The organism is Streptomyces sp. NPDC051567 (assembly GCF_044454165.1).
In the GTDB taxonomy this organism is placed as follows: domain Bacteria; phylum Actinomycetota; class Actinomycetes; order Streptomycetales; family Streptomycetaceae; genus Streptomyces.
In genome coordinates this window covers 1-23,555 of record NZ_JBITDK010000051.1, presented here as the reverse complement: position 1 = coordinate 23,555, position 23,555 = coordinate 1, and the positions used below count along the sequence as shown (strand labels likewise).

The following is a 23,555-nucleotide window of genomic DNA, read 5'->3' as shown; positions in this document are numbered from 1 at the left end:
CCCGCGGAGCGGGTACCCAAGCGCTGCGCGCTTGGGAGAGAGAGGCCTGCGCTTCGCGCAGGCCCCGGCCCGTCGGCCGGGGTACCCAGGCGCTTCGCGCCGGGGAGTGGAGCATCCCCGCTTCGCGGGGATGGGCGGAGCGGGGATGCGAGGGTACCCTCTGCTTCTCTCCGGGGAGGGCCTGGGATGACGAGCCTGCGCTGCGCGCAGCGCTTGGAAGTGTCCCGTCTCCGCTCGGCGGAGACGGGAGGGAGAAGGCAGTTAACCCTGTGCTGCGCTCCGGGGCTCCCAGCCGCTGCGCGGCTGGGAGGGAAGGGCCCGCGCTTCGCGCACTCCTCGGCCCCCAAAGGGGGCCGAGGAGTGGAGCATCCCCCGCTTCGCGGGGACAGGAAGGGGGAAACCCTCCGCTTCGCTCCGGGTACCTGAGTACTACGTGCTCAGGAGAGAGAACCGTCTCGCTGCGCTCAGGAGGCTCGGCTTTGCTGAGCAGGGCCGGGCCTTTGGCTACAGTCCTGCGCTTCGCTTCGGACTGCTCGGGTTCCGCTGAGTGTTTCCCAAGGCGGGGGCTGCTTCGCAGCCTGGAGTGGGTCTTCCCCTGGAGGTTCTTTTCTTCGTTCTGAGCTATCGCCGGCCTTAGGGCCGGACCAGCTCCAGTTCCGCTGCGCTCCACCGGAGCAGGCTGGCTGCGCCAGCTTCAGACCTCCCGTGTGCCAGGCGGGAGGTGAACCGACAGAGGTTTTTCGGTAGGTTTTAGGGTGATTTATGGGGTGTGGGTGTTAACGGCGTTAACGGTGAGGGCCAAGGTGATTCAAAGTGATGTGTGGATAGAGATAGGAATCAGTCAGATTCCGGGGTGTTGTGGACAGACTGTCCGATGAGTCCTCATGAGAGAAATGACTGATGGGACGTCAGGTACTGCCGGGCCGGTAGCGGTTGAAGACTGGGGTCTGGACGCGCAGCGCGGCAGGGGACGGCCTATAGAAGGTACGAAGATGCGTTGTCGCAGGTCAGATGGGGTGCGGGGGGAAAGTTATGTCCCCTCAGGAGGGACATAACTCGGTAGATGTGTCGCTGCTAGGGGGACAGAGCGACTACAAAACGTCAACAGGGCTGACGTTTTTTGGGCTAAAACGTCGGGGGGGCTGACGTTTTAGCGGAGATGTGTCCCTGAACTGAGTGAGGGGAGGGTGGGGTTGGGGGAAGGGTGGCGAGAAGCCGGTGGGGAGGTGGTGGCTGAGATATGTCCCTGCTGGGGGGACACAAGACACGCCGAACGTCAACGAGCGTGACATTAGTGTCACCCTTGTTGACATACTCTCTCTTCAGATCAACGAAGTGGAGAGCAGCCTCGTGTCATCAGAGCCACAGCGCCGTCGGCCGAGTCCGCCGCGCGCGCCGCGTCCTGATCTCCCTGTTGATGACGCGATCTCGGCATGGAGTCAGCCGCTGGCTCCGGTCAAGGACCTGGACAGCCTTGCCAGGCGGTACCCGAGCCGGAAGCTCACTTTGGACGGCGAGCGCAAGCCGCTGGAGTTCTACGGGACGCAAAGTCAGCCAAACGCGTTCTCGATGGACAGCCTGGAGTTCTTCCTGGTGATCGCCCAGTACTTCAGGGAAGCCCTGCCGTTGCGGCTGATTCTGCTGCTCATCGCGTGCCAGCGGGCCGGGGGGCGGATTCCCCTCACCCAGGAGGAGATGGCTACGATCCTGGACGTCAGTCGGACAAAGACGTCGGAGGCCCTGCACACCGTGATGTCTCATGGGATCGTCTTCAAGGTGCGGCGGGGTGTCTACCAGTTCAACCCGCCCTACAGTTACCGGGTGGCTGAGTTCATCCCGGGTACGGAGACGGCGGGTGAGTTCGTGAAGGTGGAGCAGCACAGCACCATCTCGCAGATTCGCAGTGACACGAGCCTGCCCGACCTGGTGCGGTTCCCGTCGTTGGACCACATGCGTCAGGCGATCGAGGAACTGCGGGCCGAACGGGCCAAAGAGCGCGCTGCGCGTCGGCTGAGCCGGTCGCAGCGCAAGGAAGAAGGGACAGCTCAGTGAGCACCTTGCGATTCGCTGCGGTCAACGCCGACGGGCTTCTCTCCGACCTCGACCTGCCGCCGGCGGCGTACCGTGTGCTGCTGAAGCTGCGTTCGCTGAGTGAGCCCGGTGGGCGGATTCTCATTGATCAGGCCACCATCGGTGGGATGCTGGAGCTGAGCCGGCCGAGCGTCAATGCCGCGCTGCGGAGTCTGGAACTGGCGAAGCTGGTGCGGAAGGTCCGGAACGGGGTGTACCAGATCAACCCGATGCTGGCCGGGTACAACTCGTTCGAGGATGCTGTGGCGGCGGTCAACGGGATGGCTCCGGAGGAGCGGCTCGACGCGCGGGGGTATGTCGCCAGTTACCACCAGGCGGTGGCGGAGTACCAGGACCAGCTGGCCGAGCAGCGTAAGAAGCGGGCCGCGCAGGCGGCGGCGAAGAAGGCCGCCGAGTCGAAGCGGCGCAGGACCCTGCACGCCGTGGGGTGAGGAGTCCCGTGGGGGCGTCAGCGGGCATATGAGGGCCTCGGGGTGGTTGCGGGGCCCTCTTGGTGTTCTCAGGGGCCTGAGGGGCCGCTCTGGGGGTCTGAGGGGGAGGTCCGCCTGATGTTCTCGGCTCAGTCGGTGGGGCGGACCGGCTCGGCTCCGGTCTGGAGCAGGAAGTCGGTGAGTGCTTCGGCGAGTCGTTCGGGCTGGTCCTCGGGGACGAGGGTGGAGGAGTCGGTGATCTCGACCAGCCGGCCCTGCGGGTACAGCTCGGCCAGTCGGTGGCCGTGTGTACGCGGCATCAGCCTGTCCTCGGTCGCCCAGACGACCAGTACCGGGCGGTCGAAGTCGCGCAGCCGTTCGCTCCAGGCCAGCAGGGTCGCGCGCTTGGGCGCCGAGGTGGCGAACTTGGCGAAGTCCCTGCGGATGGCCCTGCTCCGGGTCGCGGGGGCGAACCAGTCGTCCATGACCTCGTCGGGGACACCGCGCAGGCTCATGCCGCCGTACCCGTTGCGGTTGTTCCGGAACGAGGGGACGCGCATGAGGCGCGTCAGGAGCCAGACGCCACCGGGCACCTTGCAGACCGAGGCCGCCGCTCTGGCGGGGCCGGGAGGGAAGTTGTCGAACGCCTCGCAGGCCACCAGCACCAGGCGCGCGATCCGCTGGGCCTTTCCTTCCGACACCAGGAACTGACCGCCGCCCCAGTCGTTGAGGACGAGGGTGACGTCATCGAGGCCGAGGCGTTCGATGAACTCGCCCAGGAGCAGTGCGACACCACGCTGGGACAGGTCGGCGTCCGGGGCCATCGCCCGGCGGTGGCCACCGAGGGGCAGCGTGGGGAGGACGCAGCGGTACCCGTTCAGCAGGGGCACCACTTTGCGCCACTGCGTCTCGTTCATCGGCAGGCCGTGGCAGAAGACCAGTACCGGTCCGGCGCCGCCGGTGTCCTGGTAGTCGATCGGGCCGGACGACAGCGTGATCTGCGGCATCACACCCCCAGGTGACGGATCGTTCAGAACGCGAAGTCAACGTAGTCGATGTCGGTGAACTCCACGAGGAGGGTCGTGGCGCGGGTGTTGTTGTCCTTGAAGTAGATGTCCTGGAGGGCTTCGGCCGCGATCTGCCGGAGCTGGGTCTCGGTGGCGCCGGAGTGCTGGGCGGTGAAGAGGCGGCCCGCGTACTCCGGGGGGAGGTGCTGGGTGATCCGGCGCATGCGGCCGTCGTCGGTGGTGCCGGGGGCCGCGGTGAAGCCGAAGCGGGCCCGGGTCTCGATGACCAGGCCGGTGGTGCGGGCGGCCCGGTCGCGGGCGCGCTTGCGGACCAGGGGCTGCCAGCGGCGGCGCACCTCCTCTTCGAGGCGGGCGGCGAGTTCCGGCTTGGGCTGCCTGATCTGGTTCCTGACGTACCGCTCGACCGTGCGCCGGGAGATGCCGAGGGCGGTCGCGACGGCCTTGGTCGACTTCAGCTGTTTGACCAGGAAACGGATCTGGGCGCCCGCCGACTTGGGGATCGGGCGGGTGAAGTGTGCTTCGTCGGCCTTGGTGAGGCTGTCGGAGATGTCTGACATCGGGGATCACTCTCCGTCTGCGGCGGCGTCGTGGCCCTTGATGTGGCGGGCGGGGTTGAGGTGTTCGTCGAGCATCTGGACGGCCCACAGGAGGGGCTGGGTGCCCTCGTGCTTGACCATGCCGGGGCTGACGCCGAGGCGGAAGCCGCCGGGCAGGGGCTTGCCCTCGGGTGTGCGGGGGAGGAAGTCGAGGGGGCTCGGTCCGTCGGAGAGGTAGACCGCGCAGTCGGAGAGGACGGCGACGGGGTACAGGCCCGCGGCGCTCGCGAGCTTGTGCATCTTGCGGTGCATGTTGACCCGGGCGGTGGAGATGACGGCGGCGCGGATGTCGGGGCGCCAGGTGGGGCGTTCGAGGGCGGGCCAGGTCTCGCCGGGGCGGTAGCCGGCGCCCTGGGGGCGTTCGCGGAGTTTGCCGATGCCGCCCTTGACCGTGGACTTGATGGCCGAGAGGACCGCGGTGGACAGTGGCGCGTCGTGCTTGTACGTGGTCATGGCCTGGAGGAAGTTGGCCTCGGTGAGGGCCGGGGTGACGCCGAGGTCCGCCATGGTGGCCATGTAGGCGTCGCGCAGGCGGGTGTACCAGGCGTCGAGGTAGGGCCCGTTGTCGGGGCGCAGCCATGCCTCGGTGGGGCGGACGTCGTGGCCGAGTTCCCGCGCGTAGGCGAGGGTCGGGGTGGCGTACCAGGCGGGGCCGGCCGGGGGGCTGCCGTGGGGGGTGAAGGGGCTGGGGAGGCGGGGGTCGAGGGAGATCGAGGAGAGGTCCGCCAGCCAGCAGCCGGGGGTCTTCGGGTCGAAGCGGGGTGCGGTGGTGTGGACCGCGGGGCCCAGGCCGACCGTGAGGCGGTTGGCCGCCGCGGCGAAGGCCATGTTCACGTCGATGCCGACGGCGTGGGTACGGGCGCACTCCGCGTCGGTGAGGAGTTCCGGGTCGCGGAACCAGTCGTACGCCTCCTCGTCCAGGACCTGGTCCGGGGTCCGCTGGTGGGAGCGGGGGAAAAGGGCGGCGACCACCGGGTGCTCGTCGGGGGCCTCCGGGGGGGCCGGGTCGACGGGTCGGGTGAGGGAACCGGCGACGGGGGCGGACTCCCACGCCTGGGTGTCCGGGTCGCGGGCGGCGCGGGTGGGGGGCCGCAGGGCCGTCATGAGTTCGAGGCCGGTGACGGCGGTGGAGCCGCGGGGGGTGAGGACGCGGGCGGCGTAGGTGGTGAGCAGCTCGGCGAGTTCGGCGGCGGGGAGGGCGGCGGTGTCCTCGCCCCAGGCGCGGGGGTCCAGGGCGCCCCAGGGCAGGACCGCGAGCTGGACGCACTGGCGGCCGGTGGTGGGGGTGGCCGGGCGGTAGATGCGGGGCCAGGGGCCGAAGCCGCGCCGGGTGAGCTGCCAGTCGCTCTTGGCGAGGGAGCGCAGGACGGGGTGGTTGTCGGGGAGGCGCAGGGCGCGGCGGTCTTCGAGGGTGAGGGGGAGGCCGAGGGCCTCGGTGGCGGCCGGGGTGAGGACGAGGAGGGGGTCGCCGTCCTTGCCGTTGCGGTGCAGGCGGGGGGAGCGGAGGGCGGCTCGGGGGCTCAGGGCCCAGGAGATGAGGGTGGGGAGGTCGGTGGTGGCCTTGGGGGGGAGGTCGAGGAGGAGGCCGGAGGCGGCGTGGGCGCGGGGGGTGCCGGTGAGGACGGCGAGCGGGCCGTTTCCGGTGAGGGGGGTGGGGGGTGGTGCGGTGGGGGGCGTGGTGGGGGGTGTGCGCTTTTGGGGGTGGGGGGCTGGGGGTTCGGCGTTAACGGCGTTAACGGCGTTAACGGCGTTAACGGCGTTAACGTCCACGGCATTAACGCCGTTAACGGGGGTGGGGGGGCGCGGGGCCGGTGCGGTGGCCGGCTCCGGCTCCGGCTGGGGTTCCGGCCTCGGGCGGGGGCGGTGGTCCTGCGGCTCGGGGGGGAGGGGCGGGGCCGTCTCCGGGGGTGCGTCCTGCGGGGTACCGGTGGTGGGTTCCGGGTCCGGGGTGGAGGCGTTAACGGCGTTAACGCCGTTAACGGGGTGGAGGGTGGTGAGGCCGTCGAGGAGACGGGCGTACGCCGCTCGCTTGGGCGGGCGGGGTGCGGTGCGGCCCGTCTCCCAGGAGGTGACCGTCTCGCGGCGGACGGAGAGGGCCTTGGCGATCTGGTCCTGGCTCAGGCCGGCGGCCTCGCGCAGGCGCTTGCGCTCGTCCGGGTGCGGGAGCGGGTCCTGGGCGGCGGCCTCTTCGAGCAGGGCGTCGACCGCTGCGAAGAGGCTCTGCTGGGCGTGGTGCTGTTCGGGCATCGGTACTACCTCCGAAGGTCACCCTATGTGAACCGCACCGTAGAACGCACATGAAACGCACGTGGGGGTCTGGGGGTGGGGCAGGGTGAGGGTGTGTGGGCGCGCGTGGGGGCGTTAACGCCGTTAACGCCGTTAACGGCATCAGCGCCCCCGGCGCCGGTCGTCCCTCAGATGCGGGTGATCAGGAGCTCGGCTACGGCCTTGAGGTCGTCCGGGGCGAGGTGGGCGGTGAGGGCGTCCGCGATGGTCTCCGGGGAGGCGGTGGAGATCGTGATGCGGGTGCTGACCGCGGCGGAGGGGTCGGCGGCGTTAACGGCGTTAACGGCGTTAACGTCCACGGTGTTCACGGCGTCCATGGCATTAACGGCGTTAACGGTCGGCGGGGTGGTGGGGCGGCTGCGCTGGCGCGGGGGATGGGCGGTGCCGGTCTCGGACGCCGCGGCTTCCTGGCGTTCCTGCGGGAGGCGGCCGATCCGGCGCGCGGGTTCGACCTTGAGCTCTCCCGTCTCCACCTTTCCCTGGAGCGTGGGCGTCAGGTTCAGCAGGGCCAGCCGCTGGGAGACCCAGGCCGCCGTCTTGCCGAGCCGCTTGGCGACCTGTGCCTGGGAGCCGTGGACGCCGACGAGTTCCTGCAGGGCGCGGGCCTGGTCCATCGGGGCCACGTCCACCCGGTGGACATTGGCGATCAGAGCGGATTCGAGGATGTCCGCCGCCGACGCGGACAGGGCGTCGTTGACGTGGATGTGCAGGGTCTTGAGCCCGGCGAGGTGGGCCGCCGCGAGGCGGCGGTTGCCGTCGATGACCACGTACGGGGCCCGGCCCAGGCCGTCGGTCTGGCCCGGGTGGGCCTCCATGAACGCCATCCGGGTGGCGACCGCGAGGGGCTGGAGCTGGCCCCGGACGAGGAGGGACTGTGCCAGCTCGTCCAGTTCCGTCAGGTCCTCGCGGAGGTTGAAGGGGTTGTGGGCCAGTGCCTCGACGGGGACTTCGGAGGGCGGGACCATGCCGGAGGTGGGGGCGCCGGTGGCCTCCGCGATCGCCGCGCGGCGGGAGCTGACTCCGGCCGGCTGGGCGCGGGCGAAGGATGCCGAGACGGCGAGTCGGTCGGCCTTGCTCATGAGATCTCCCTTGCGAGGGCGCGCAGGGCGACCGCCTGCTCGCCCTTGGGCGCGTAGACGAACAGCGGCTGCTTCACGCGGACGGCTTCGCGCTGTTCCTTGAGGTCGGGGACGACGGCGACGACGCGCGGGTTCTTCATGTCCATCCAGGCCTGGAGGGAGGAGGTCGCGATGTAGCCGCGGCGGCCGTCGTAGAGGTTGACGACGAGTCCGAGATAGTCGATGTCGAGGCTGAGGTCGTCGCGCAGATCGTTGATCTGGGAGGTGAGGAGGTCGTACGCGTCGGCGGAGGAGTCCTCGGCCTGTACGACGATCAGCGCGCCGGAGGCGCCGGGCTGTTCGGTGTCGCGGCGGCGGCCGTAGTAGATGGCCGCGTCCATGCTGAGGCCGAGGCTCGGCGGGCAGTCGACGAGGATCACGTCGTAGGAGGACTCGACCGGCGACAGGGCGCGTTCGAGGGCGGCCTCGCGGGCGCGGACGGTGGAGAGGCGGACATCGAGGAGGAAGGCGTCCGTGCAGGCGGGCAGGAGGTGCAGCCGGTCGCCGAAGCGGTCGTCCGAAACGGGGACGATCAGGTCGGACAGGGGGCCCTTGGCCTCGCCGGCCATGTGGCAGGTGAGGCTGTCGCCGCCGATGGGCAGCGGCTGCTGGCCGAGCTGCTTGGTGAGGTGGCCCTGGGGGTCGAAGTCGACCAGCAGGACGCGCATGCCCAGGCCCGGGAGGTTCTCCAGGTCGAGGGGGGCGGTGGTGGTGCCCGGGGCCCGGCCCGGGTGCTCCTCGTCGGCCGTGAGGCGGGCCAGTTGGCGGGCGACGCGGACCGGGTGCAGGGACGAGGGGTCCTCGGCGAGGGCCTCGGCGGTACCGGCGGTGATGGCGGTCTTGCCGACGCCGCCCTTCTGGTTGCACACGATGATGCGGCGCACGACGGAGGGCCGTTCGACCGTGGGGGCCGGGTTCATCTCCAGCCAGAGACGGACGGCCTGGGCGAGGCCCTGGATGAGGGAGACGCCGCGGTCCTTGGCGTCCGCGCGGAAGGACTCCCACTGGCCGGCGGGCAGCCAGGTGGAGAACGATTCGGCGCCGGAGGTGTCGACGGGGGAGGGCGCGGAGGCGAGGGCGCTCCAGTGGGCGATCCCCTGGTGGACGGCGTCCTGGATGTCCACCCGCAACTGGGCGGTGCGGATCTTCAGTTCCTGGCGCAGCCACGGGGGGAGCTTGGAGACGACCTTCTCTCGGTCGTTCTGTGACGAGGGCGAAGTCATGAGAGGGACTTTACTAACGTTTGCAAGGGTGCGTGGGCGCCACGCTTGAGTTTTGCTAACGAAGTGAGGGTCAATCTGCCCGGATACGCGCGAGATGGGTGGGTGACGGGGCATCGGATGCCCGGCGGGGAGGGGCGGTCCGGGCCCGGCCCCGGGTGGTTCGGCCGGCCCCGGGCGGCGTTAACGGCGTTAACGCCGTTAACGGTCGGCGGGTGGTCCCGCCCGTCGAGGCGTGGGGGAAGGGGTCTGCGCGGTGTACAGAATACGTACTATCCGGTTTCGTATAGGGCGGGGAGGCGGGGTGGCCGGGGTGTTTGTGAAGGGTGGGAGAAGTCGTGCGGACGGGTGGGCGGGGGTGGCACCCATCAGCCAATTCCCTTGTTCCGCAGGCGATATGAGGGCATGTCACCTGTCCACCCCGCTCCAGGATGTACTGGCGGGAGCGGCGGGGCGGTGTCAGAATTGCGTCCGCCGCTCGGAGGTTAAAAACCGGATAGGCGGTTTCCGCTGCCGTCCATCCAGGAGCTGTCCGTGAACCGCCAGTGCCCGATCATGATCGACCCCTCCGGCGGAGACCTGCACGCCGAGGCGGCGCGCATCCGCGAGCAGGCGCCCGCGACTCCGGTCCTGCTGCCGGGGGGAGTGCCCGGCTGGGCCGTCAACCGTCACGCGGACATCCGCAGGCTCCTGGTGGACCCGCGGGTGTCGAAGGACGCCTACCGGCACTGGCCGGCCTGGACCGGCGGGGAGGTCGGCGACGAGTGGCCGCTGGCCATCTGGGTCTCCGTGCAGAACATGATCACCGCCTACGGTTCCGAGCACGCCCGGCTGCGCAGGCCGGTCGCCGCGGCCTTCACCGCCCGGCAGACCCAGGCGATGCGGCCCCGGGTCGAGGCGGTGGTGGACGAGCTGCTGGAGCGGCTGGCCGAGGTGCCGCCCGGAGAGGTGGTGGACCTGCGGGCCGAGTTCGCGCACCAGCTGCCGACCCGGATCATCTTCGAGCTGTTCGGGATACCCGAGTGGGCGTGGGCCCCCCTGCACCGGATCATCCACGGCTTCTTCGACACCCAGATCACCACCGAGCAGGCGCGCCGCAACACCGTCGAACTGGAGCGGGTGATGACCGCCCTGGTCGCCCACCGGCGGGCGCACCCGGGCGAGGACGTGACCAGCGCGCTGATCGCCGCCCGGGAGGCGGACGGCACCCGGCTGAGCGAGAAGGAGCTGCACGACAACCTGATCCTGCTGTTCACGGCCGGGTACGAGACGTCCGTCAACCTGATCTGCGCGGTCCTGCACGAGCTGCTGCGCAACCCGGACCAGCTGGCGCTCGTCCGGGACGGGCACGCGGCCTGGGGGGACGCGGTCGAGGAGGCGTTGAGGGTCGAGGCGCCGGCGGCGTACGCGCTGATGCGGTTCGCCCTGGAGGACATCGACATGGGGGAGGGGGTGGTGATCCCGAAGGGGGACCCGATCGTGGTCTCCTTCGCCTCGGCCGGGCGCGACCCGCAGGTGCACGGGCCGGACGCGGAGCGGTTCGACGTCACGCGGGCGACGCGGGGTCAGCACCTGTCGTTCGGCTTCGGTACGCACCACTGCCTGGGGGCGACACTGGCGCGGCTGGAGTGCACGGTCGCGGTGCGCAGGCTGTTCGAGCGGTTCCCGGCGGTGGCGCTGGCGGGGTCGGGGGCGGACGGGGATCTGGAGCGGGTGGAGTCGTTCATCTCCAACGGACTGCGAGAGCTGCCGGTGGTGCTGAGCCCACAAGGTGCTTAACTGAATACCAACCTTTTGGTTGGTTTCACGGTGCTGGGGGACTCTGGTCCCGTATCCGGGTACGGGGACGGGTGCGGGCACGGCAGGAACCGGCTGGGACCGGTAACCGACCCCCGGACATCGGAGGTACCCCGTGGCACGGCAGGAGCGTGCGGTCCGTACGCGTCGCGTGATCTTGGAAGCGGCGGCGACGGTTTTCGACGAACGCGGCTACGACGCGGCCACCATCGCGGACATCCTCTCCCGGGCGGGCGTCACCAAGGGCGCCCTCTACTTCCACTTCACCTCCAAGCTGGAGCTGGCGCGGGGCGTGCTCGACGAGCAGTTCTCCCAGGGCGGGGTGCCGCACCGGGAGAGCAAGCTCCAGGAACTGGTCGACGTGGCGATGGTGCTGACGGTACGGATGATGCGCGAGCCGATGCTCAGCGCGGGGGCCCGGCTCTCGCTGGGGCCGGGGATGCGGAAGGTCTTCGGCGGGGGCTCGGTGCCGGGCTGGATCGACTTCACCCGGCTGCTGCTGGCCGAGGCGAAGGCGGGGGGCGAGCTGCTGCCGCACGTCGATCCCGACGAGACGGCGTGGCTTCTCTCGGCCTGCTGGGCGGGGGCGCAGATCTACTCGCAGACCCTCAACTCCCGTGCGGACATGGAGGAGCGGGTGGCCGCCGTCTACCAGCACGTCTACCCGGGCATCGCGACGCCCGCGACGCTCGGCCGGCTGGACCTGGCGGCGGACCGGGGGCGGCGGGTGACGGCCGAGATCGGGGCGGGTGCCGGTGCCGGTGTCGGGCGCACCGACGGCTGTCCCGGTGCGGAGGCCGCGGCGGGGCCCGGCGGGGACGGGCCGGGGAGTCACGGCGGGGACGGGCCGGGGGCCGGTTCCGCGCCGGAGCGGGTGTCCGTGCCGGCGCTCTTCTGAGACCAGGGCGTCCGTACGGCGGGTGCGGGTCCTGTTCTCCCACAGGACTCCACCCGGGCTCCGGCGGGGCCGCCGACGGTGACGCCAAGATCCTTCTGCACCCCTTGGGCAGACCGCGGTCGCGGTCTGTGGAGACTTCATGGTCAAGCAGGTACGTGCCGCCCGTACGCGGGAGGCACTGGTCCGTGCCGCCGCGGCGGTGTTCGTCGAGGAGGGGTTCGTCACCGCCTCGCTCGCCGTCATCAGCGGACGGGCCGGAGTCAGCACCGGTGGACTGCACTTCCACTTCGAGAGCAAGACCGCGCTCGCCCGGGCCGTCGAGGGCCGGGCGGCGGAGGCGTTGCGGCTGATCACCGTCGGCCGTCCGAGTGCCGTGGACGGTGCGGGCCTCGCGGGCGGCCCGGACGGTGCGGGTGGTGCGGGTGGTGCCGGGCAGCGGGGCGGTGCGTTGCAACTGCTGGTGGACTCCACGCACGCGCTGATGGCCCTGCTCGCGCAGGACGTCGTGGTGCGGGCCGGGTTCGGGCTGGGCGCGGACGCCGGTTACGGCAACGGCTTCGACCTGCGCGGGCAGTGGAGGCTGTGGGTCGGGGAGTTACTGGGCGCCGCGGAGCGGGAGGGCGCCCTGGCCGAGGGGGTCTCCCCGCAGGACGCGGTGAGCACCGTGGTGGCCTCGACGGTCGGGCTGGAGGTGCTGGGGGCGGTGGAGCCCGTCTGGGTCGCGCCGCAGACCCTGACCCGGTTCTGGCGGCTGATCCTGCCGAGGCTCGCGACCGGCCGGGTGCTGGGCGGGCTGGTGGCCGAAGGGTCGGCGCCGGGCGGTGGCGGTGGCTCCGATGTGCTGCGGGCGGACGGTCTCGGAGCAGACTGAACGGTCTCTTTATTGGGGATGGTCACCCCTCCCGGCCCCGGGTCACCGGGAGGTCCGGCGGGATGGTCCAGGGGGTGTCGACCGCCTCCGAGCGCGGGATTCCGTACAACTGTCCAGGTCAGCTCGGGTTCTTGAGTGAGAGTAGGGTATGGCTCGTCCAAAAACAGCGCGACCGGTTTCATATTGACAAACCGTCGGGCCTGTTTTCTACTGGTCGTGCGACTCATCCAAGGACAGGGGAGTACGGCGTGGACATAGATGTACTGGGCGCACTGGCAGTGCGGGAGAACGGGATCTCCATCACGCCGACCGCCCCAAAGCCCCGGCAGGTCCTGGCGCTTCTCGCGCTCCACGCGGACCAGGTGGTGCCGGTCTCGGCGCTGATCGAGGAACTGTGGGGCGGTGAGCCACCGCGCAGCGCCCGTACGACGCTGCAGACGTACGTGCTCCAGCTCCGCGCGCTGATCGCGACCGCGCTGGAGGAGACGGAGGGCGGGCGGACGGCGAAGGACGTGCTGGTGACGCTGCCCGGCGGCTACCTGCTGAGCAGCGGCGGCGGCCGGAGCGACGTACGGGAGTTCGACCGGCTGGCGGGCACGGGCTACCGGGCGATGGACGCGGGGGACTTCCCTGGCGCGGCGCGGCTGCTGCGCGAGGCGCTGGGGCTGTGGTCGGGCCCCGCCTTCGCCGACGTGCAGGGCGGGGTGCAGCTCGACATGGAGACGCGGCGGCTGGAGGAGACGCGGCTGTGCGCGCTCGACCAGCGGATCGACGCGGACCTGCGGCTGGGCCGCCACCGGGAGCTGCTGGCCGAGCTGACGGTGCTGGCGAGCCGGTACCGGACGCACGAGAACCTGCACGGCCAGTTCATGCTGGCGCTCTACCGGTCGGGGCGGCGAGGTGAGGCGCTCGACGTCTACCAGCGGCTGCGGGCCACCCTCGTACGGGACCTCGGCCTGGAGCCGTCGGCCGCACTGCGGCGGTTGCAGCGCTCGATCCTGATGGCCGGCCCGGAGCACGTGGCCGAGGCGGCCGACGCCGGGAACCAGCGGCTCGTACGGGTGTGAGCGGCGGCCGGGCGCGGGAGGCGCCGGCCGGCCCAGGACGCCCGGCGCGCGGGGTGCGCGCGGGGTGCGTGGCGCGGGTGAGAGGAGACGGCGCGGTGCAGGAGAGGTCGGAGCGGACCCGTAGGCGGCTGGTCTGCGCCGGCGCCGAGATGTTTCACCGCAACGGCTACGCCAACGCGACGCTCGGTGACATCGCGGGCGCGGCCGGGGTGACGAAAGGGGCGCTCTATTTCCACTTCGCCTCCAAGGACGAGCTGGCGGACGCCGTGCAGCAGCGCGGCTGCGGGATGCTGCACGAGGCGGTACGCGCCCGGCGCGAGGCCGGGGCCTCGCCGTTGCAGACGCTGATCGACACCACGCACTGGCTGGCACGCACGCTGCACGAGGACCCGGCGATCCCGGCGAGCTTCCGGATCACCAAGGAGTGCGCGGGCCAGCAGCCCGCGATGGTCGACTTCCACGCGGCGTGGATCGCGGCGGTGTGCGGGCTGCTGCGGCTGGCACGGGACGCGGGCGAACTGCCGGCGGTGGCGGTGACCGGCGGATACGGGGCCGGGGCCGGGGGCCGGTGGGAAGGGGCGGAGTCACTGGTCGCCGCCGCGGTCTGCGGGATCGAGATCCTGGCGGGCACCGGCATGCCCCCCTGGGAGTTGCAGCGGAAGGTGGCTTCCCTGTGGGGGCTGTTGCTGCCGAGCCTGGTGGGGGAGGGGCGGGCCGCGGAGTACCGGACACGGGCCACGGAGTTCCTCGGCAGCGGGGCGGTGTGAAGCGCGGACCGTGTGCGGCGCGGGCGAGGTACGGCCGGTGCGCGGCGCGGGTCGTGCGCGGCCCGCGCGGTGCGGTTCTTCCGTAGGGAGCGCGGTGCGGAATTACGGAAATGCGTGCTGTGGAGAGGGGCTCGAAAGGGGCTCAAGATTTCAGTGACATTGCCCCTTCTGCCGTTACCTTGAATCAGTCGGAGGCCGTAAACCGAGGGGCTCGACGAAATACGGAGGAGACCGTGAAGATTCAGGTTCTGGGTCCGTTGAGTGCCGTCGTCAACGGGGGTTCGATTGTTCCGTCGGCAGGGAAACCACGCCAGATCCTGGCGCTTCTCTCGCTTTATCCGGGACGCGTGATGCCGGTTCCCACACTGATGGAAGAGATCTGGGGCACCGATCTGCCGCACAGTGCGCTGACGACGTTGCAGACGTACATTCTCCAGTTGCGGCGACGGCTGGGCACCGCGATGGGGCCGGGTGCGCCGGGTGCCAAGGAGGTGCTGGCGACCCGGCACGGGGGCTATGTGCTCCAGGTCCCGCCGGAGTCGGTCGACGTGCACGCGTACGAGGGTCTGATGGCCGGCGGCCAGGAGGCGTTCGAGCAGGGTGACGACGGGCGCGCCGCCGATCTGCTGCGCAGAGCCCTGCGGTTGTGGGAGGGACCGGCCCTGGTCGACGTACGGGTCGGGCCGATCCTGGAGATCGAGGTCATGCGGCTGTCGGAGAGCCGGCTGGTGACGACGGAGCGGCGCATCGACGTGGACCTCCGGCTGGGCCGCCACACCGAACTCCTCGCGGAACTCACGGAACTGATCGCCCGGTACCCGCAGCACGAGGGCCTGCACTCACAGGCGATGGTGGCGCTCTACCGGTCGGGGCGGCAGGCGACCGCGCTCGACGTGTACCGCAGGCTGCGCCACCGGCTGATCGAGGACCTGGGGGTGGAGCCGTCCCCGCAGCTCCAGCGCCTGCACCAGGCGATGCTGACGGTGGACCCGGCGCTGGACGTGGCCGCCGGACCGAAGCGCGGATCGACCTTCGACCTCTACGCCGCCTGACCGTCCGGGCCTGACCGTCCGGGCCTGACCGTCCGGGTCCGGCCTGCGGATATGGATGCGGATATCGGGTGGAGACGGGCCGGCGGAACGGTGACCATTGCCCGGTGAACGACGAAGAGAGAACCCCTCCCGTCCTGGTGGGCGACGAACGCGCCACCTTGACCAGCGTCCTCCAGCGGCAGCGGGACACCCTCAGGATGAAGTGCGTGGGCCTGACGGCCGAACAGCTGCGGCTCAGGGCGGCCCCGCCGTCCGCGCTGACCCTGCTGGGGCTGGTACGCCACCTCGCCGAGGTCGAGCGGAGCTGGTTCCGCAACGTCCTGAACGGCGAGGACACCCCGCTCTTCCTCCCGCGGAACGAGGCCGGGGAGCGCACGGAGTTCCACGTCGAGGAGGCCGACGTGGAGCAGGCGTTCAGGACCTGGGACGAGGCGTGCGCGCGGTCGCGGGCGATCGTGGAGGCCGCCGGGTCCCTGGACGTGACGGGCAGCTCCGGCGGCCGGTCGTACGCGCTGCACTACATCCTGGCCCACATGATCGAGGAGTACGCCCGGCACAACGGCCACGCGGACCTGTTGCGCGAGGCGATCGACGGCGCCAAGGGGGAGTGAGGCCCCTCCCCCTTGGCCGCCACCCGGCTCCCGGGCTGGCGGGTTCCCGGAGCTGCCGGGCCCTCAGGACTGGGGTGTGTCCGCCCGGTCGACGGCGTCCAGCGCGGCCTGCCAGGGGAAGTGGTCGGGGGCGTCCGGTCCGGCCGGGCCGGGGACGAAGCCGCCCTCGCCGTACAGGAGCGTGACCCCGGCGCCGCGCAGGACGGCCAGGGACTGGTCGAACTGGGGGTGCGCGGCGAGGGCGGCGTTCAGGCACGGGACGGCGACGACCGGCGCCCCCCTGCCGACCGCCTCGGCGGCCACCCCGACGACGAACCGGTCGGTGAGGCCCAGGGCCCAGGCGTTGAGCGAGGTGAAGGTGGCCGGGGCCAGGAGCACGGCGTCGGCCGGCGGCCACACGTCGGCCTCGCCGGGCAGCTTGTACTGCCAGCGCACCGGGTGGCCGGTGAGGGCGGCCAGGCCGTCGAGGCTCCCGCGCAGCCAGTGCGCCGCGGCCGGGGTGAGCCCCAGGCACACGTCCCAGCCGCGGGCCTGGGCGTCCTCGATCACACGGGCCACGTCGAAGACGGGCGGGGCGGCGGAACAGAAAAGGTAGAGAGTCCTCGGGGTCATGACGTCATGTGATCACATTCCCGCCATCAGGCCACCGGGGCGGGGTCCAGGAGCAGTTCGGCGACGGTCTCGGCGCCGCTGAGCTCGCCCGTGGGGCGGAAACCCAGGCCCAGGTAGAAGGGTTCCGGGCTGCCCTCGCCCGTGTTCCAGGTGACGTACATCCGGTCGCCGCCGCGCCGGCGGACCTCCTCGGCGACGGCCCCGACCGCGAAGCGGCCGTAGCCCTTGCCCTGGTGGGCGGCGCCGATGTTCAGGCGCCAGAGGCCGGAGCGCCGTCCGGCCGGGTCCGCCGCCGGGTCCCAGACGATGTCCAGGAAGGCCATGACGAAGCCGACCACCTCCTCGCCGTCGACGACGGCCCGCGGCCAGGCGGTGTCCCCGTGGACGTACGCCTCCGCCAGCGATTTCACCACCGGGGAGACGAGGTGTGTCTGGTCCGGGCGGACCTGGACCGCGCACACCGCGTCGAAGTTGCCCTCGGTGACCGGTTCCAGCCGTGGCGTTGGCGTTGAGATGATCATCGGTTCAGCTTAGCCAAGGGCTGCCCCGGGGCCGCGGGCACAACTCCCTGGGCACAGCTCCTCAGGCACAGCTCCTCAGGCACAGGTCTTCGGACAGTCGGGGCCGACTTCGGGTCAAGCCCGCCCCGCCATGGTGATCGTGCGGTAGACAGGGGTCGCGGGTCCGCCCGCCCCCCCATCATCCCGGCGGCGAAGGACGGCAGTCGATGCCCGAGCGGACACCCGAGCGGATACTCGTGACGGGCGCCACCGGTTTCGTCGGCTCCCATGTGACGGAGCTGCTGCGGGCCGTCCGTACGGCCGGGACACACGGGGCCGCAGGGACGGCCGGGGCCGCAAGGGTGGTCAGGACGGTCGGCGCCGGGGGGCCCGTGCTGCGGCTGCTCACCCATCGACGCGGCTCCGCCCTGCCGTCCTCCGGCGGCGTCGAGACCGTCACCGGCGACCTCGCCGACCCCGCCTCGCTGCGCGGGATCTGCGAGGGCGTCACCACCCTCGTCCACCTCGCGGCCCGTATCGGCGGCACCGAGGAGGAGTGCCGCGCGGTCAACGCCGAAGGCACCCGGGCGCTGCTGGCGGAGGCCGCGCGGGCCGGCGTACGGCGGATCGTGCAGCTGGGTACCGCCGCGGTCTACGGGGACGGGCCGCACCGGGGCGAGGCGGAGGGGCTGCTGCCCGAGCGGCCCACCTCGGCGACGAGTCTCACGCGGCTGGCGGGCGAACGCCTGGTCCTCGCCGCGGGCGGCACCGTCCTGCGCCCCCACCTGGTCTACGGCCGCGGCGACCGGTGGATGGTCCCCGCGCTGGTCCAGCTGATGGGGAGGCTGCCGTACTGGGTGGACGGCGGTCGCGCGCGGATGTCGCTGGTCTCCGTGGACGCGTTGGCCGGGGCGGTGGTGGAACTGGCGCTGCTGCCCCGGGAGGCGTCCGCGGCGGTGCGGGGCCAGGTGCTGCACGCCGGGCATCCGGAGCCGGTGACCGCCCGCGAGCTGGTCACCACGGTGGCACGGGCGCTGGGGCAGGCGCTGCCCGAGGGGGAGCGCACGCTCGCCCAGGCCCTGGAGCTGCTGGGCGCGCCCGGTGATCCGGTCGTCCGCAGGCGGCTCTCGCTGCTGACGGTGGACCACTGGTACGACAGCGGTCGGCTGTGGAAGCTGGTCGGCCGGGGGCCGGGACCGCGTTTCCCGGAGGCGTTCGGGGCGTACGCCCCCTGGTACCGGGACCGGCCGACGGCTCGCTGAAGCGGACCGGCCGGCGGGGACGGCGCCGTACGGGCGGTGCCGCACCTGGAGGGGTGCGGCCGTACGGGGCGGTGCCGGGCGGGCTTGCGGACGGCGGGCCGGGCGGGCCGGTGGACGGGCGCGGGGCCGTGGTGGGGCGCCGTGGTGGGGCGCCGTGACAGGGCCGCGACGGGTCGTGACAGGGCCGGGGGTCAGCCGGTGGGGAGGGTTCCGGTGACCGTCGCGTCGAAGATCTTCCGGTCGTTCTGGTGGCCCGTCACCTCCACCGTGCACAGGGCGGGGTCGTCGGTGGGGAGCACCCGGGTGTCGATCCAGCACGGGGCGTCCAGCTCGGCGTAGCTGTGGAAGGTGGCCGCCATCCCGGACAGGCCGAAGTCGCCGGTGGGAAGGATGCTGCAGGCGGCCTGGCGGGCGGCCTCGATCAGGACCATGCCCGGGTGGTGGTCGTTGGCGTGCTCGAAGAGGATCGGGTGGCCCAGGTCGGGGTTGAGCAGCCAGCGGTCCGGCCGGTCGGACGGGGCGAGGACGACGTCGAAGGGGAGCAGCCGTCCGGCCCGCGCCGCCGGTACGGGGACCGCGCGCGGCAGCGGCTCCGGCAGGGCGCCGGAGCCGTACGAGCCGCGCAGCCGCCGGTAGACCGCCGGGGGGACGCAGCTGAAGAGCGCGGTTCCCCGGGCGGCGACCTGGCCGTCGCGCCGGACGACGACTTCGAGGACACCGGAGAACCGGTTGCCCTTCCAGCTGAAGTCGGAGCAGGTGGCGAGGAGTTCGAGATCGGTCGGACGGGACCCTATGCGCAGCCGCGCGGGGTCGGTGTCGAAGGTGAGGCTCCACAGGAGCACGTTGTGCCCGAGCGGGACCCCGTACTCCGCGTGGCAGAGCAGGAGCCCGACCTGGCGGATGGTCTCCCCGGCCTGGACCGGGTCGTGGCTGCGGCCGTCGGCGCTGGTGAAGAACGTGTGGGCGCGCGGCCACTGGCCGGTGAGCGAGAAGGTGTCGTCACCGATCCGCTCGTAGCCGGTCAGGAACACCTCGGCGACCGAGCTGCGGTGTACGTACTCCCTGGGGACGGTGGTCGTCAGCTGAGGGAGTTCGTTGCAGCGCGTCCAGGGCGATCCGGCTTCCTGGAGGGGCAGCGCAGGGGCGTTGTTCTGGAACGTGAGCAGGGTCATGGACCTCTCCACAGAGCCGGTTTGACGGATGGGATGAGCACTCTGAACACGCAAGATACGTACTCTCCGGTTTTGTTTGCAAGGTGATTCCAGTGTCCGGTTGTGGTGCATGAGCAGTCGGCCACATGTGCGAAGACGGTAGCCGGACGGCTGGACGCAGACCCTCACCAGCGACGTTGCGGCACGCTCGGGATGCGGCGGCGCCAGCGGCTCCGTCCCAAGTGGGAGGCGGTACTCCGGTCTTCGTCCCGGACCGGGCGGCCACCCCCGGGCGACCTCGGGGAACCGTTTGCGACCTGCGAACGGTCGCGGCGGCGGGCCGTTTCGGCCCTGTCGAAATGTGTACGGTGCCGGTATGTAAGAACCGGCCACGCGGTTTGAAATATGTGCGTGAGTGGTGAAGGGTAAGTGGCCTGTACTGACCCGTGTCGGGCCGCCGACACACCGCCCGACTCCAGGGTTTATTGTTTTCTGGTTGATAAAATACGGACCTTCTGGTTGGTTTTAGAGGGGGGCGGTGTCCCGCAGGGGCCCCGCAGCAACGACCCATGGACATCGGAGGCACCCGTGGCACGGCAGGAACGTGCGGTCCGTACGCGTCGCGCAATCTTGGAGGCGGCGGCGGCGGTCTTCGACGAGCGCGGCTACGAGGCCGCGACGATCGCGGACATCCTCTCCAGAGCGGGTGTCACCAAGGGCGCGCTGTACTTCCACTTCTCCTCCAAGCAGGAGCTGGCGCAGGGCGTGCTCGACGAGCAGTTCGGCGAGGGCGGGGTCCCGCCGCGCGAGAGCAAGCTCCAGGAACTGCTGGACGTGGCGATGGTGCTGGCGTTCCGGATGAAGCGCGAACCGATGCTCAGCGCCGGCGCGCGGCTCTCCCTGGGGCCCGAGATGCGGGAGATCTTCGGCGGCGGTTCGGTGCCCGGGTGGATCCAGTTCACCGAAGACTTGCTGGTCCAGGCCAAGGCGCAGGGCGAACTGCTGCCCCATGTGGACCCCGCCGAGACGGCGTGGATCCTCTCCGCCTGCTGGGCCGGCGTACAGATCTACTCGCAGACCCTCTCCGACCGGGAGGACATCGAGTACCGGGTCTCGGGGCTGTACCAGCACGTGTACCCGAGCATCGCGACGCCCGCCGTCCTGGCGCGGCTGGACATGGACACCGACCGGGGGTCCCGGGTCGTCACCGAGATCCAGGAGCGGGACAACGCGCTGCCGGAGCAGGAGCCGAAGCCCTCCTGAGCCGCTCCAGCGCCCCTCCGGCCCGGCCCGAGCGCCGGGGACCAACATGACGGTGAATTGTAAGGAGCCACTGGGGCAAACCGCTGTGGCGGTTTGTGGAGAGTGAATGGTCAAGCAGGAACGTGCCGCCCGCACCCGGGAAAGTCTGGTTCGCGCCGCCGCAGAGGTGTTCGCCGAGGAGGGGTTCGTCACCGCCTCCATCGCCGGCATCAGTAGACGGGCCGGAGTCAGCGCCGGCGGGCTGCACTTCCACTTCGGCAGCAAGACGGCGCTGGCCGAGGCCGTCGTGGAACAGGCCGCCGAGGCCATCCGCGCGATCACGGTCTCCCGGCCGGGCGGCGGCAACGCCCTCCAGATGCTGGTGGACTCCACGCACGACCTGATGACGCTGCTGGCGGACGACCCCGTGGTCCGGGCGGGCTTCGGGCTCTGCGCGGGCGCGGCCCGGGAAGGCGGCTGCGACCTGCGCAGGCAGTGGCAGCGGTGGGCCGAGACCATGTTCGGCATCGCCGCCCGGCAGGGGAAGCTCGCCGACGGGGTGTCGCCGCAGGACGCGGCGGCGGCGGTCGTCGCGGCGGTCGTGGGCTTCGAGGTGCTCGGCGCCTCGGAGCACACATGGTTCTCGCACTCCGCGCTGACCCGGTACTGGGCCCTGATGCTGCCGCGGCTCTCGGCCCACGCGTCCCTCGGGGAACTGGCGGCCGACGGCTCGGCCGTACAGTCGCGCGGGGTGCCGTCACCGGCCGGGGTGGCCGACTGATTTTCCGTACCCCGGCCCCTCATCGGGCCGGTGGACGCGAACTCCGGTACGGGACGCGGAGACCGCGGAGCGGCGCGCGGGAGAGGGAAACAGCGGTGTCGGTCTGGTACCGGTGGACCGCTGGTTCTGTTTCCCGTCCGGTGCGGCGAAGAGGTGAACAGCCGTTCCCCGGGGCGGATACGGGGTGGATACGGGCCGAATGCGGGCCGGGATGCGGCAGCGCGCACAAGGCCGGTGCCTGCCGGGGTAGTTCGGCGCCTCTCCCCGGCCCCGTCACCTTTTTACCACCGCTTTCCCGGAGCTTTTCCTCTGCTTTTCCGGCACCCTTTCCGCGCCCTGCCCACCGTCCCGGGGAAGGCGCCGTCCACCCTTTCCCCACGGTCGGCGAGCACGGGCCGACCGTACGGGAGACCCCGGTGACCGCCTGACAATCCGGTGCCGGTGAGGCGCGGCGACGCCGTTGCAGACGTACATTCCGCCCCGTGGGTCACGCCCGGCACAGGCGACGCACGGGGCGGCACGGACGCGGCACGGACGACGGGCGGCCGTTCCGGACGTGTCCCGCGGGGTGCGGGAGGCCCCCGGCCCCGCCGCCGGCCGCTCCCGCCGTCTCCAGGGCCCGTCGACGCCGGTTCGAGCGGCTCTCCACCACGGTCGGCCAGGCTCGGGTCCACTGCCGACCACCGGCACCGGGCCCCCGGCGTCCGACGTCCGCACACGCATGGCGCCTCCGATCATGAGAGAGGTACGTCATGCGCCGGCTGGAACTCGCAGACCCGGCCCGCGTCCTGCGGGTGTGGGGAGGCGAGGAGGAGCGGGTCGACCTGGACGACGGCGTCCTCGGCCTCTTCTGGTGGGAGCTCGGCCACGACTGTCTCACTGTGCTGCGGACCACCGGCTCCGTCGAGCGGAGGTTCGACATCCTGCTCGACGAGGAGTCCCTGGAGCACGCCGACACCCCGCGCCGGTGCCTCGCCCTCGTCAACAGCGTTCTGGGCTCCGGGACTTCAGAGCGGTTCCAGGGGGCTTCCGGAGGATACGGACAGGCTCTGCATCAAGCGTGAGAGAGGTGTCTGATGGTTGTCGAGCGAGTGCACCGCACGTCGTACTCGGTGGATGTGGCCGCGCCGGCCGGTGTTCTCTACGGTCTGGTCGCCGACACCACCCAGTGGCCGCTGTTCGTTCCGGCGGGCGTCCACGTGGAGCGGCTGGACTTCGACGGGACACGGGACCGGTTCTCCATGTGGGTGACCGCGGGAGGGACCGTACGGCCCTCGCGGTCGCGGCGGACCCTGGACCCGGAGCGGCGGCGGATCGAGTTCCGCGAGGAGGCGCCCGTGGCTCCCGTCACGTCGGCGGGCGGCAGTTGGAGCGTGGACCAGCTCGCCCCCGGCTGGTCACGGCTGACGCTGGAGCAGTACGTCACCGTCGCGGGCAACCGGTCCGCCGACGTCGACCTGGTCCTGGCGGCCACCCACAAGGCGAGCCGCGCCGGGCTCACCCGGCTCAAGGACGTCGCGGAGAAATGGCGGAGCCTCGACGGTCTGACGCTGACCTTCGAGGACGAGGTACGGCTGAGGGGGCCGGCGGAGCCCGTCTACGCGTTCCTGTACGACGTGGCCTCCTGGCCCGGACGCATCCCGCACGTCTCCCGACTCGACGTGGTCGAGGAACGGCCGGGGGTGCAGCGGACGCGCATGGACACCGTGGCCGCCGACGGCTCGGTGGAGACGACCGAATCGGTGCGGGTCGCCTTCCCGGCGGCCGGCCGCATCGTGTTCAAGCAGACCCGGCCCTCCGCGCTGCTGGCCGCGCACACCGGCGAGTGGTCGGTCGTCCCGGACGCCACCGGGGTCACCGTCGTCGCCCAGCACAGCGTGCTGATCGGTGAGGAGGCGGTGGAGCGTCTGCACGGCCCCGGCGCGGAACGCGCGGAACGCGAGCGGCTCGCTGAGGTCCGCCGGCACGTCCGCGAGAGCCTCGGTCGCGACAGCCTGGCGATCCTGCATCTGGCCGGGCAGTACGCCCAGGAGTCGGTCAGGGCCCTGCGTGCGGGGTGACGCCGGTGAGTGACGCCGCCGAGGGGCTGGTCCTGGGGGTGGGGATGGTCCAGGTGTTGGTGCCGGTGAGGAGGGTGGTGAGGTTTCCGGGGCCTTGGGTGGTGGTGGCGGTGGTGATTTGTTGGTTGGTGAGGT

At 71.4% G+C, this 23,555-nt stretch carries 22 protein-coding genes; 14 read left to right on the top strand and 8 right to left on the bottom strand.

What is annotated here, in order from left to right; genetic code table 11:
- Positions 1–1,335 precede the first annotated feature (1,335 nt).
- The gene (locus ACIA5F_RS30365) at positions 1,336–2,052 is read left to right on the top strand and encodes a hypothetical protein (protein WP_399358574.1); all 717 of its coding nucleotides are present in this window, start codon (positions 1,336–1,338) and stop codon (positions 2,050–2,052) included.
- Positions 2,049–2,522 carry a MarR family transcriptional regulator gene (locus ACIA5F_RS30360; RefSeq protein ID WP_399358572.1) on the top strand — a complete coding sequence of 158 codons (474 nt, stop codon included), beginning with the start codon at positions 2,049–2,051 and terminating at the stop codon, positions 2,520–2,522. The genes ACIA5F_RS30365 and ACIA5F_RS30360 overlap by 4 nt, the downstream gene beginning before the upstream one ends.
- Before the next feature lie 128 nt (positions 2,523–2,650).
- Here ACIA5F_RS30360 and ACIA5F_RS30355 read toward each other — a convergent pair whose 3' ends face one another.
- From ACIA5F_RS30355 to ACIA5F_RS30335, 5 genes are all read right to left on the bottom strand, one after another.
- Complete coding sequence (locus ACIA5F_RS30355; RefSeq protein WP_399358570.1) at positions 2,651–3,508, bottom strand: alpha/beta fold hydrolase; 858 nt, start codon at positions 3,506–3,508, stop codon at positions 2,651–2,653.
- A gap of 23 nt (positions 3,509–3,531) precedes the next feature.
- The gene (tpg, locus tag ACIA5F_RS30350) at positions 3,532–4,086 is read right to left on the bottom strand and encodes a telomere-protecting terminal protein Tpg (protein ID WP_399358568.1); all 555 of its coding nucleotides are present in this window, start codon (positions 4,084–4,086) and stop codon (positions 3,532–3,534) included.
- A gap of 6 nt (positions 4,087–4,092) precedes the next feature.
- On the bottom strand, positions 4,093–6,372 hold the full coding sequence (gene tap, locus ACIA5F_RS30345) for a telomere-associated protein Tap (RefSeq protein WP_399358566.1): 2,280 nt from the start codon (positions 6,370–6,372) through the stop codon (positions 4,093–4,095).
- Positions 6,373–6,539: 167 nt separating this feature from the next.
- On the bottom strand, positions 6,540–7,490 hold the full coding sequence (locus ACIA5F_RS30340) for a ParB/RepB/Spo0J family partition protein (RefSeq protein WP_399358564.1): 951 nt from the start codon (positions 7,488–7,490) through the stop codon (positions 6,540–6,542).
- Complete coding sequence (locus ACIA5F_RS30335) at positions 7,487–8,752, bottom strand: ParA family protein (RefSeq protein ID WP_399358562.1); 1,266 nt, start codon at positions 8,750–8,752, stop codon at positions 7,487–7,489. The genes ACIA5F_RS30340 and ACIA5F_RS30335 overlap by 4 nt, the downstream gene beginning before the upstream one ends.
- Positions 8,753–9,283: 531 nt before the next feature.
- On the opposite strand from ACIA5F_RS30335, the gene ACIA5F_RS30330 reads away from it, so the two are divergent.
- The 7 genes from ACIA5F_RS30330 (at position 9,284) to ACIA5F_RS30300 (ending at position 15,812) form a co-directional block, all read left to right on the top strand.
- A complete protein-coding gene (locus ACIA5F_RS30330) occupies positions 9,284–10,528 on the top strand; it encodes a cytochrome P450 (protein ID WP_399358560.1) in 1,245 nt (414 codons plus the stop codon).
- Between the two features lie 133 nt (positions 10,529–10,661).
- Positions 10,662–11,444, top strand: a complete 783-nt coding sequence (locus tag ACIA5F_RS30325; RefSeq protein WP_399358558.1) for a ScbR family autoregulator-binding transcription factor — start codon at positions 10,662–10,664, stop codon at positions 11,442–11,444.
- Between the two features lie 139 nt (positions 11,445–11,583).
- A complete protein-coding gene (locus ACIA5F_RS30320; protein WP_399358556.1) occupies positions 11,584–12,315 on the top strand; it encodes a TetR family transcriptional regulator in 732 nt (243 codons plus the stop codon).
- Between the two features lie 248 nt (positions 12,316–12,563).
- Positions 12,564–13,382 carry a BTAD domain-containing putative transcriptional regulator gene (locus ACIA5F_RS30315; RefSeq protein WP_399358554.1) on the top strand — a complete coding sequence of 273 codons (819 nt, stop codon included), beginning with the start codon at positions 12,564–12,566 and terminating at the stop codon, positions 13,380–13,382.
- A gap of 95 nt (positions 13,383–13,477) precedes the next feature.
- Positions 13,478–14,149 (top strand): ScbR family autoregulator-binding transcription factor, encoded by a 672-nt coding sequence (locus ACIA5F_RS30310; RefSeq protein WP_399358552.1) that lies wholly within the window; start codon positions 13,478–13,480, stop codon positions 14,147–14,149.
- A gap of 233 nt (positions 14,150–14,382) precedes the next feature.
- The gene (locus tag ACIA5F_RS30305) at positions 14,383–15,201 is read left to right on the top strand and encodes a BTAD domain-containing putative transcriptional regulator (RefSeq protein ID WP_399358550.1); all 819 of its coding nucleotides are present in this window, start codon (positions 14,383–14,385) and stop codon (positions 15,199–15,201) included.
- A 104-nt stretch (positions 15,202–15,305) separates the two neighbouring features.
- Positions 15,306–15,812 (top strand): DinB family protein, encoded by a 507-nt coding sequence (locus ACIA5F_RS30300; RefSeq protein WP_399358548.1) that lies wholly within the window; start codon positions 15,306–15,308, stop codon positions 15,810–15,812.
- A gap of 63 nt (positions 15,813–15,875) precedes the next feature.
- Here ACIA5F_RS30300 and ACIA5F_RS30295 read toward each other — a convergent pair whose 3' ends face one another.
- Both ACIA5F_RS30295 and ACIA5F_RS30290 read right to left on the bottom strand, forming a co-directional pair.
- Positions 15,876–16,424 carry a flavoprotein gene (locus tag ACIA5F_RS30295; protein ID WP_399358546.1) on the bottom strand — a complete coding sequence of 183 codons (549 nt, stop codon included), beginning with the start codon at positions 16,422–16,424 and terminating at the stop codon, positions 15,876–15,878.
- 26 nt (positions 16,425–16,450) lie between these two features.
- Positions 16,451–16,945, bottom strand: a complete 495-nt coding sequence (locus ACIA5F_RS30290; RefSeq protein ID WP_399358544.1) for a GNAT family N-acetyltransferase — start codon at positions 16,943–16,945, stop codon at positions 16,451–16,453.
- Between the two features lie 206 nt (positions 16,946–17,151).
- Here ACIA5F_RS30290 and ACIA5F_RS30285 point away from each other — a divergent pair, with 206 nt between their 5' ends.
- Positions 17,152–18,186 carry an NAD-dependent epimerase/dehydratase family protein gene (locus ACIA5F_RS30285; protein WP_399358542.1) on the top strand — a complete coding sequence of 345 codons (1,035 nt, stop codon included), beginning with the start codon at positions 17,152–17,154 and terminating at the stop codon, positions 18,184–18,186.
- 191 nt (positions 18,187–18,377) lie between these two features.
- Here the strand turns inward: ACIA5F_RS30285 and ACIA5F_RS30280 are convergent, their stop codons facing one another.
- Positions 18,378–19,358 carry a ScbA/BarX family gamma-butyrolactone biosynthesis protein gene (locus ACIA5F_RS30280; RefSeq protein ID WP_399358540.1) on the bottom strand — a complete coding sequence of 327 codons (981 nt, stop codon included), beginning with the start codon at positions 19,356–19,358 and terminating at the stop codon, positions 18,378–18,380.
- 567 nt (positions 19,359–19,925) lie between these two features.
- On the opposite strand from ACIA5F_RS30280, the gene ACIA5F_RS30275 reads away from it, so the two are divergent.
- The 4 genes from ACIA5F_RS30275 to ACIA5F_RS30260 all read left to right on the top strand — a co-directional run bounded on the left by ACIA5F_RS30275 (position 19,926) and on the right by ACIA5F_RS30260 (position 23,420).
- Positions 19,926–20,600, top strand: coding sequence for a ScbR family autoregulator-binding transcription factor (locus ACIA5F_RS30275; RefSeq protein ID WP_399358538.1), 675 nt, complete (start codon positions 19,926–19,928; stop codon positions 20,598–20,600).
- Positions 20,601–20,706: 106 nt separating this feature from the next.
- Complete coding sequence (locus ACIA5F_RS30270; protein WP_399358536.1) at positions 20,707–21,360, top strand: ScbR family autoregulator-binding transcription factor; 654 nt, start codon at positions 20,707–20,709, stop codon at positions 21,358–21,360.
- Positions 21,361–22,112: 752 nt separating this feature from the next.
- Positions 22,113–22,424 (top strand): actinorhodin polyketide synthase, encoded by a 312-nt coding sequence (locus tag ACIA5F_RS30265; protein WP_399358534.1) that lies wholly within the window; start codon positions 22,113–22,115, stop codon positions 22,422–22,424.
- A gap of 12 nt (positions 22,425–22,436) precedes the next feature.
- Positions 22,437–23,420 carry an aromatase/cyclase gene (locus tag ACIA5F_RS30260; protein WP_399358532.1) on the top strand — a complete coding sequence of 328 codons (984 nt, stop codon included), beginning with the start codon at positions 22,437–22,439 and terminating at the stop codon, positions 23,418–23,420.
- Positions 23,421–23,555 lie beyond the last annotated feature (135 nt).

What these genes read in the sequence shown, in the direction of transcription:
- ACIA5F_RS30355 (WP_399358570.1), bottom strand. Translation starts at nt 3,508, where the DNA reads ATGCCGCAGATCACGCTGTCGTCCGGCCCGATCGACTACCAGGACACC.
- tpg (WP_399358568.1), bottom strand. Translation starts at nt 4,086, where the DNA reads ATGTCAGACATCTCCGACAGCCTCACCAAGGCCGACGAAGCACACTTC.
- tap (WP_399358566.1), bottom strand. Translation starts at nt 6,372, where the DNA reads ATGCCCGAACAGCACCACGCCCAGCAGAGCCTCTTCGCAGCGGTCGAC.
- ACIA5F_RS30340 (WP_399358564.1), bottom strand. Translation starts at nt 7,490, where the DNA reads ATGAGCAAGGCCGACCGACTCGCCGTCTCGGCATCCTTCGCCCGCGCC.
- ACIA5F_RS30335 (WP_399358562.1), bottom strand. Translation starts at nt 8,752, where the DNA reads ATGACTTCGCCCTCGTCACAGAACGACCGAGAGAAGGTCGTCTCCAAG.
- ACIA5F_RS30320 (WP_399358556.1), top strand. Translation starts at nt 11,584, where the DNA reads ATGGTCAAGCAGGTACGTGCCGCCCGTACGCGGGAGGCACTGGTCCGT.
- ACIA5F_RS30295 (WP_399358546.1), bottom strand. Translation starts at nt 16,424, where the DNA reads ATGACCCCGAGGACTCTCTACCTTTTCTGTTCCGCCGCCCCGCCCGTC.
- ACIA5F_RS30290 (WP_399358544.1), bottom strand. Translation starts at nt 16,945, where the DNA reads ATGATCATCTCAACGCCAACGCCACGGCTGGAACCGGTCACCGAGGGC.
- ACIA5F_RS30285 (WP_399358542.1), top strand. Translation starts at nt 17,152, where the DNA reads ATGCCCGAGCGGACACCCGAGCGGATACTCGTGACGGGCGCCACCGGT.
- ACIA5F_RS30280 (WP_399358540.1), bottom strand. Translation starts at nt 19,358, where the DNA reads ATGACCCTGCTCACGTTCCAGAACAACGCCCCTGCGCTGCCCCTCCAG.
- ACIA5F_RS30270 (WP_399358536.1), top strand. Translation starts at nt 20,707, where the DNA reads ATGGTCAAGCAGGAACGTGCCGCCCGCACCCGGGAAAGTCTGGTTCGC.
- ACIA5F_RS30265 (WP_399358534.1), top strand. Translation starts at nt 22,113, where the DNA reads ATGCGCCGGCTGGAACTCGCAGACCCGGCCCGCGTCCTGCGGGTGTGG.
- ACIA5F_RS30260 (WP_399358532.1), top strand. Translation starts at nt 22,437, where the DNA reads ATGGTTGTCGAGCGAGTGCACCGCACGTCGTACTCGGTGGATGTGGCC.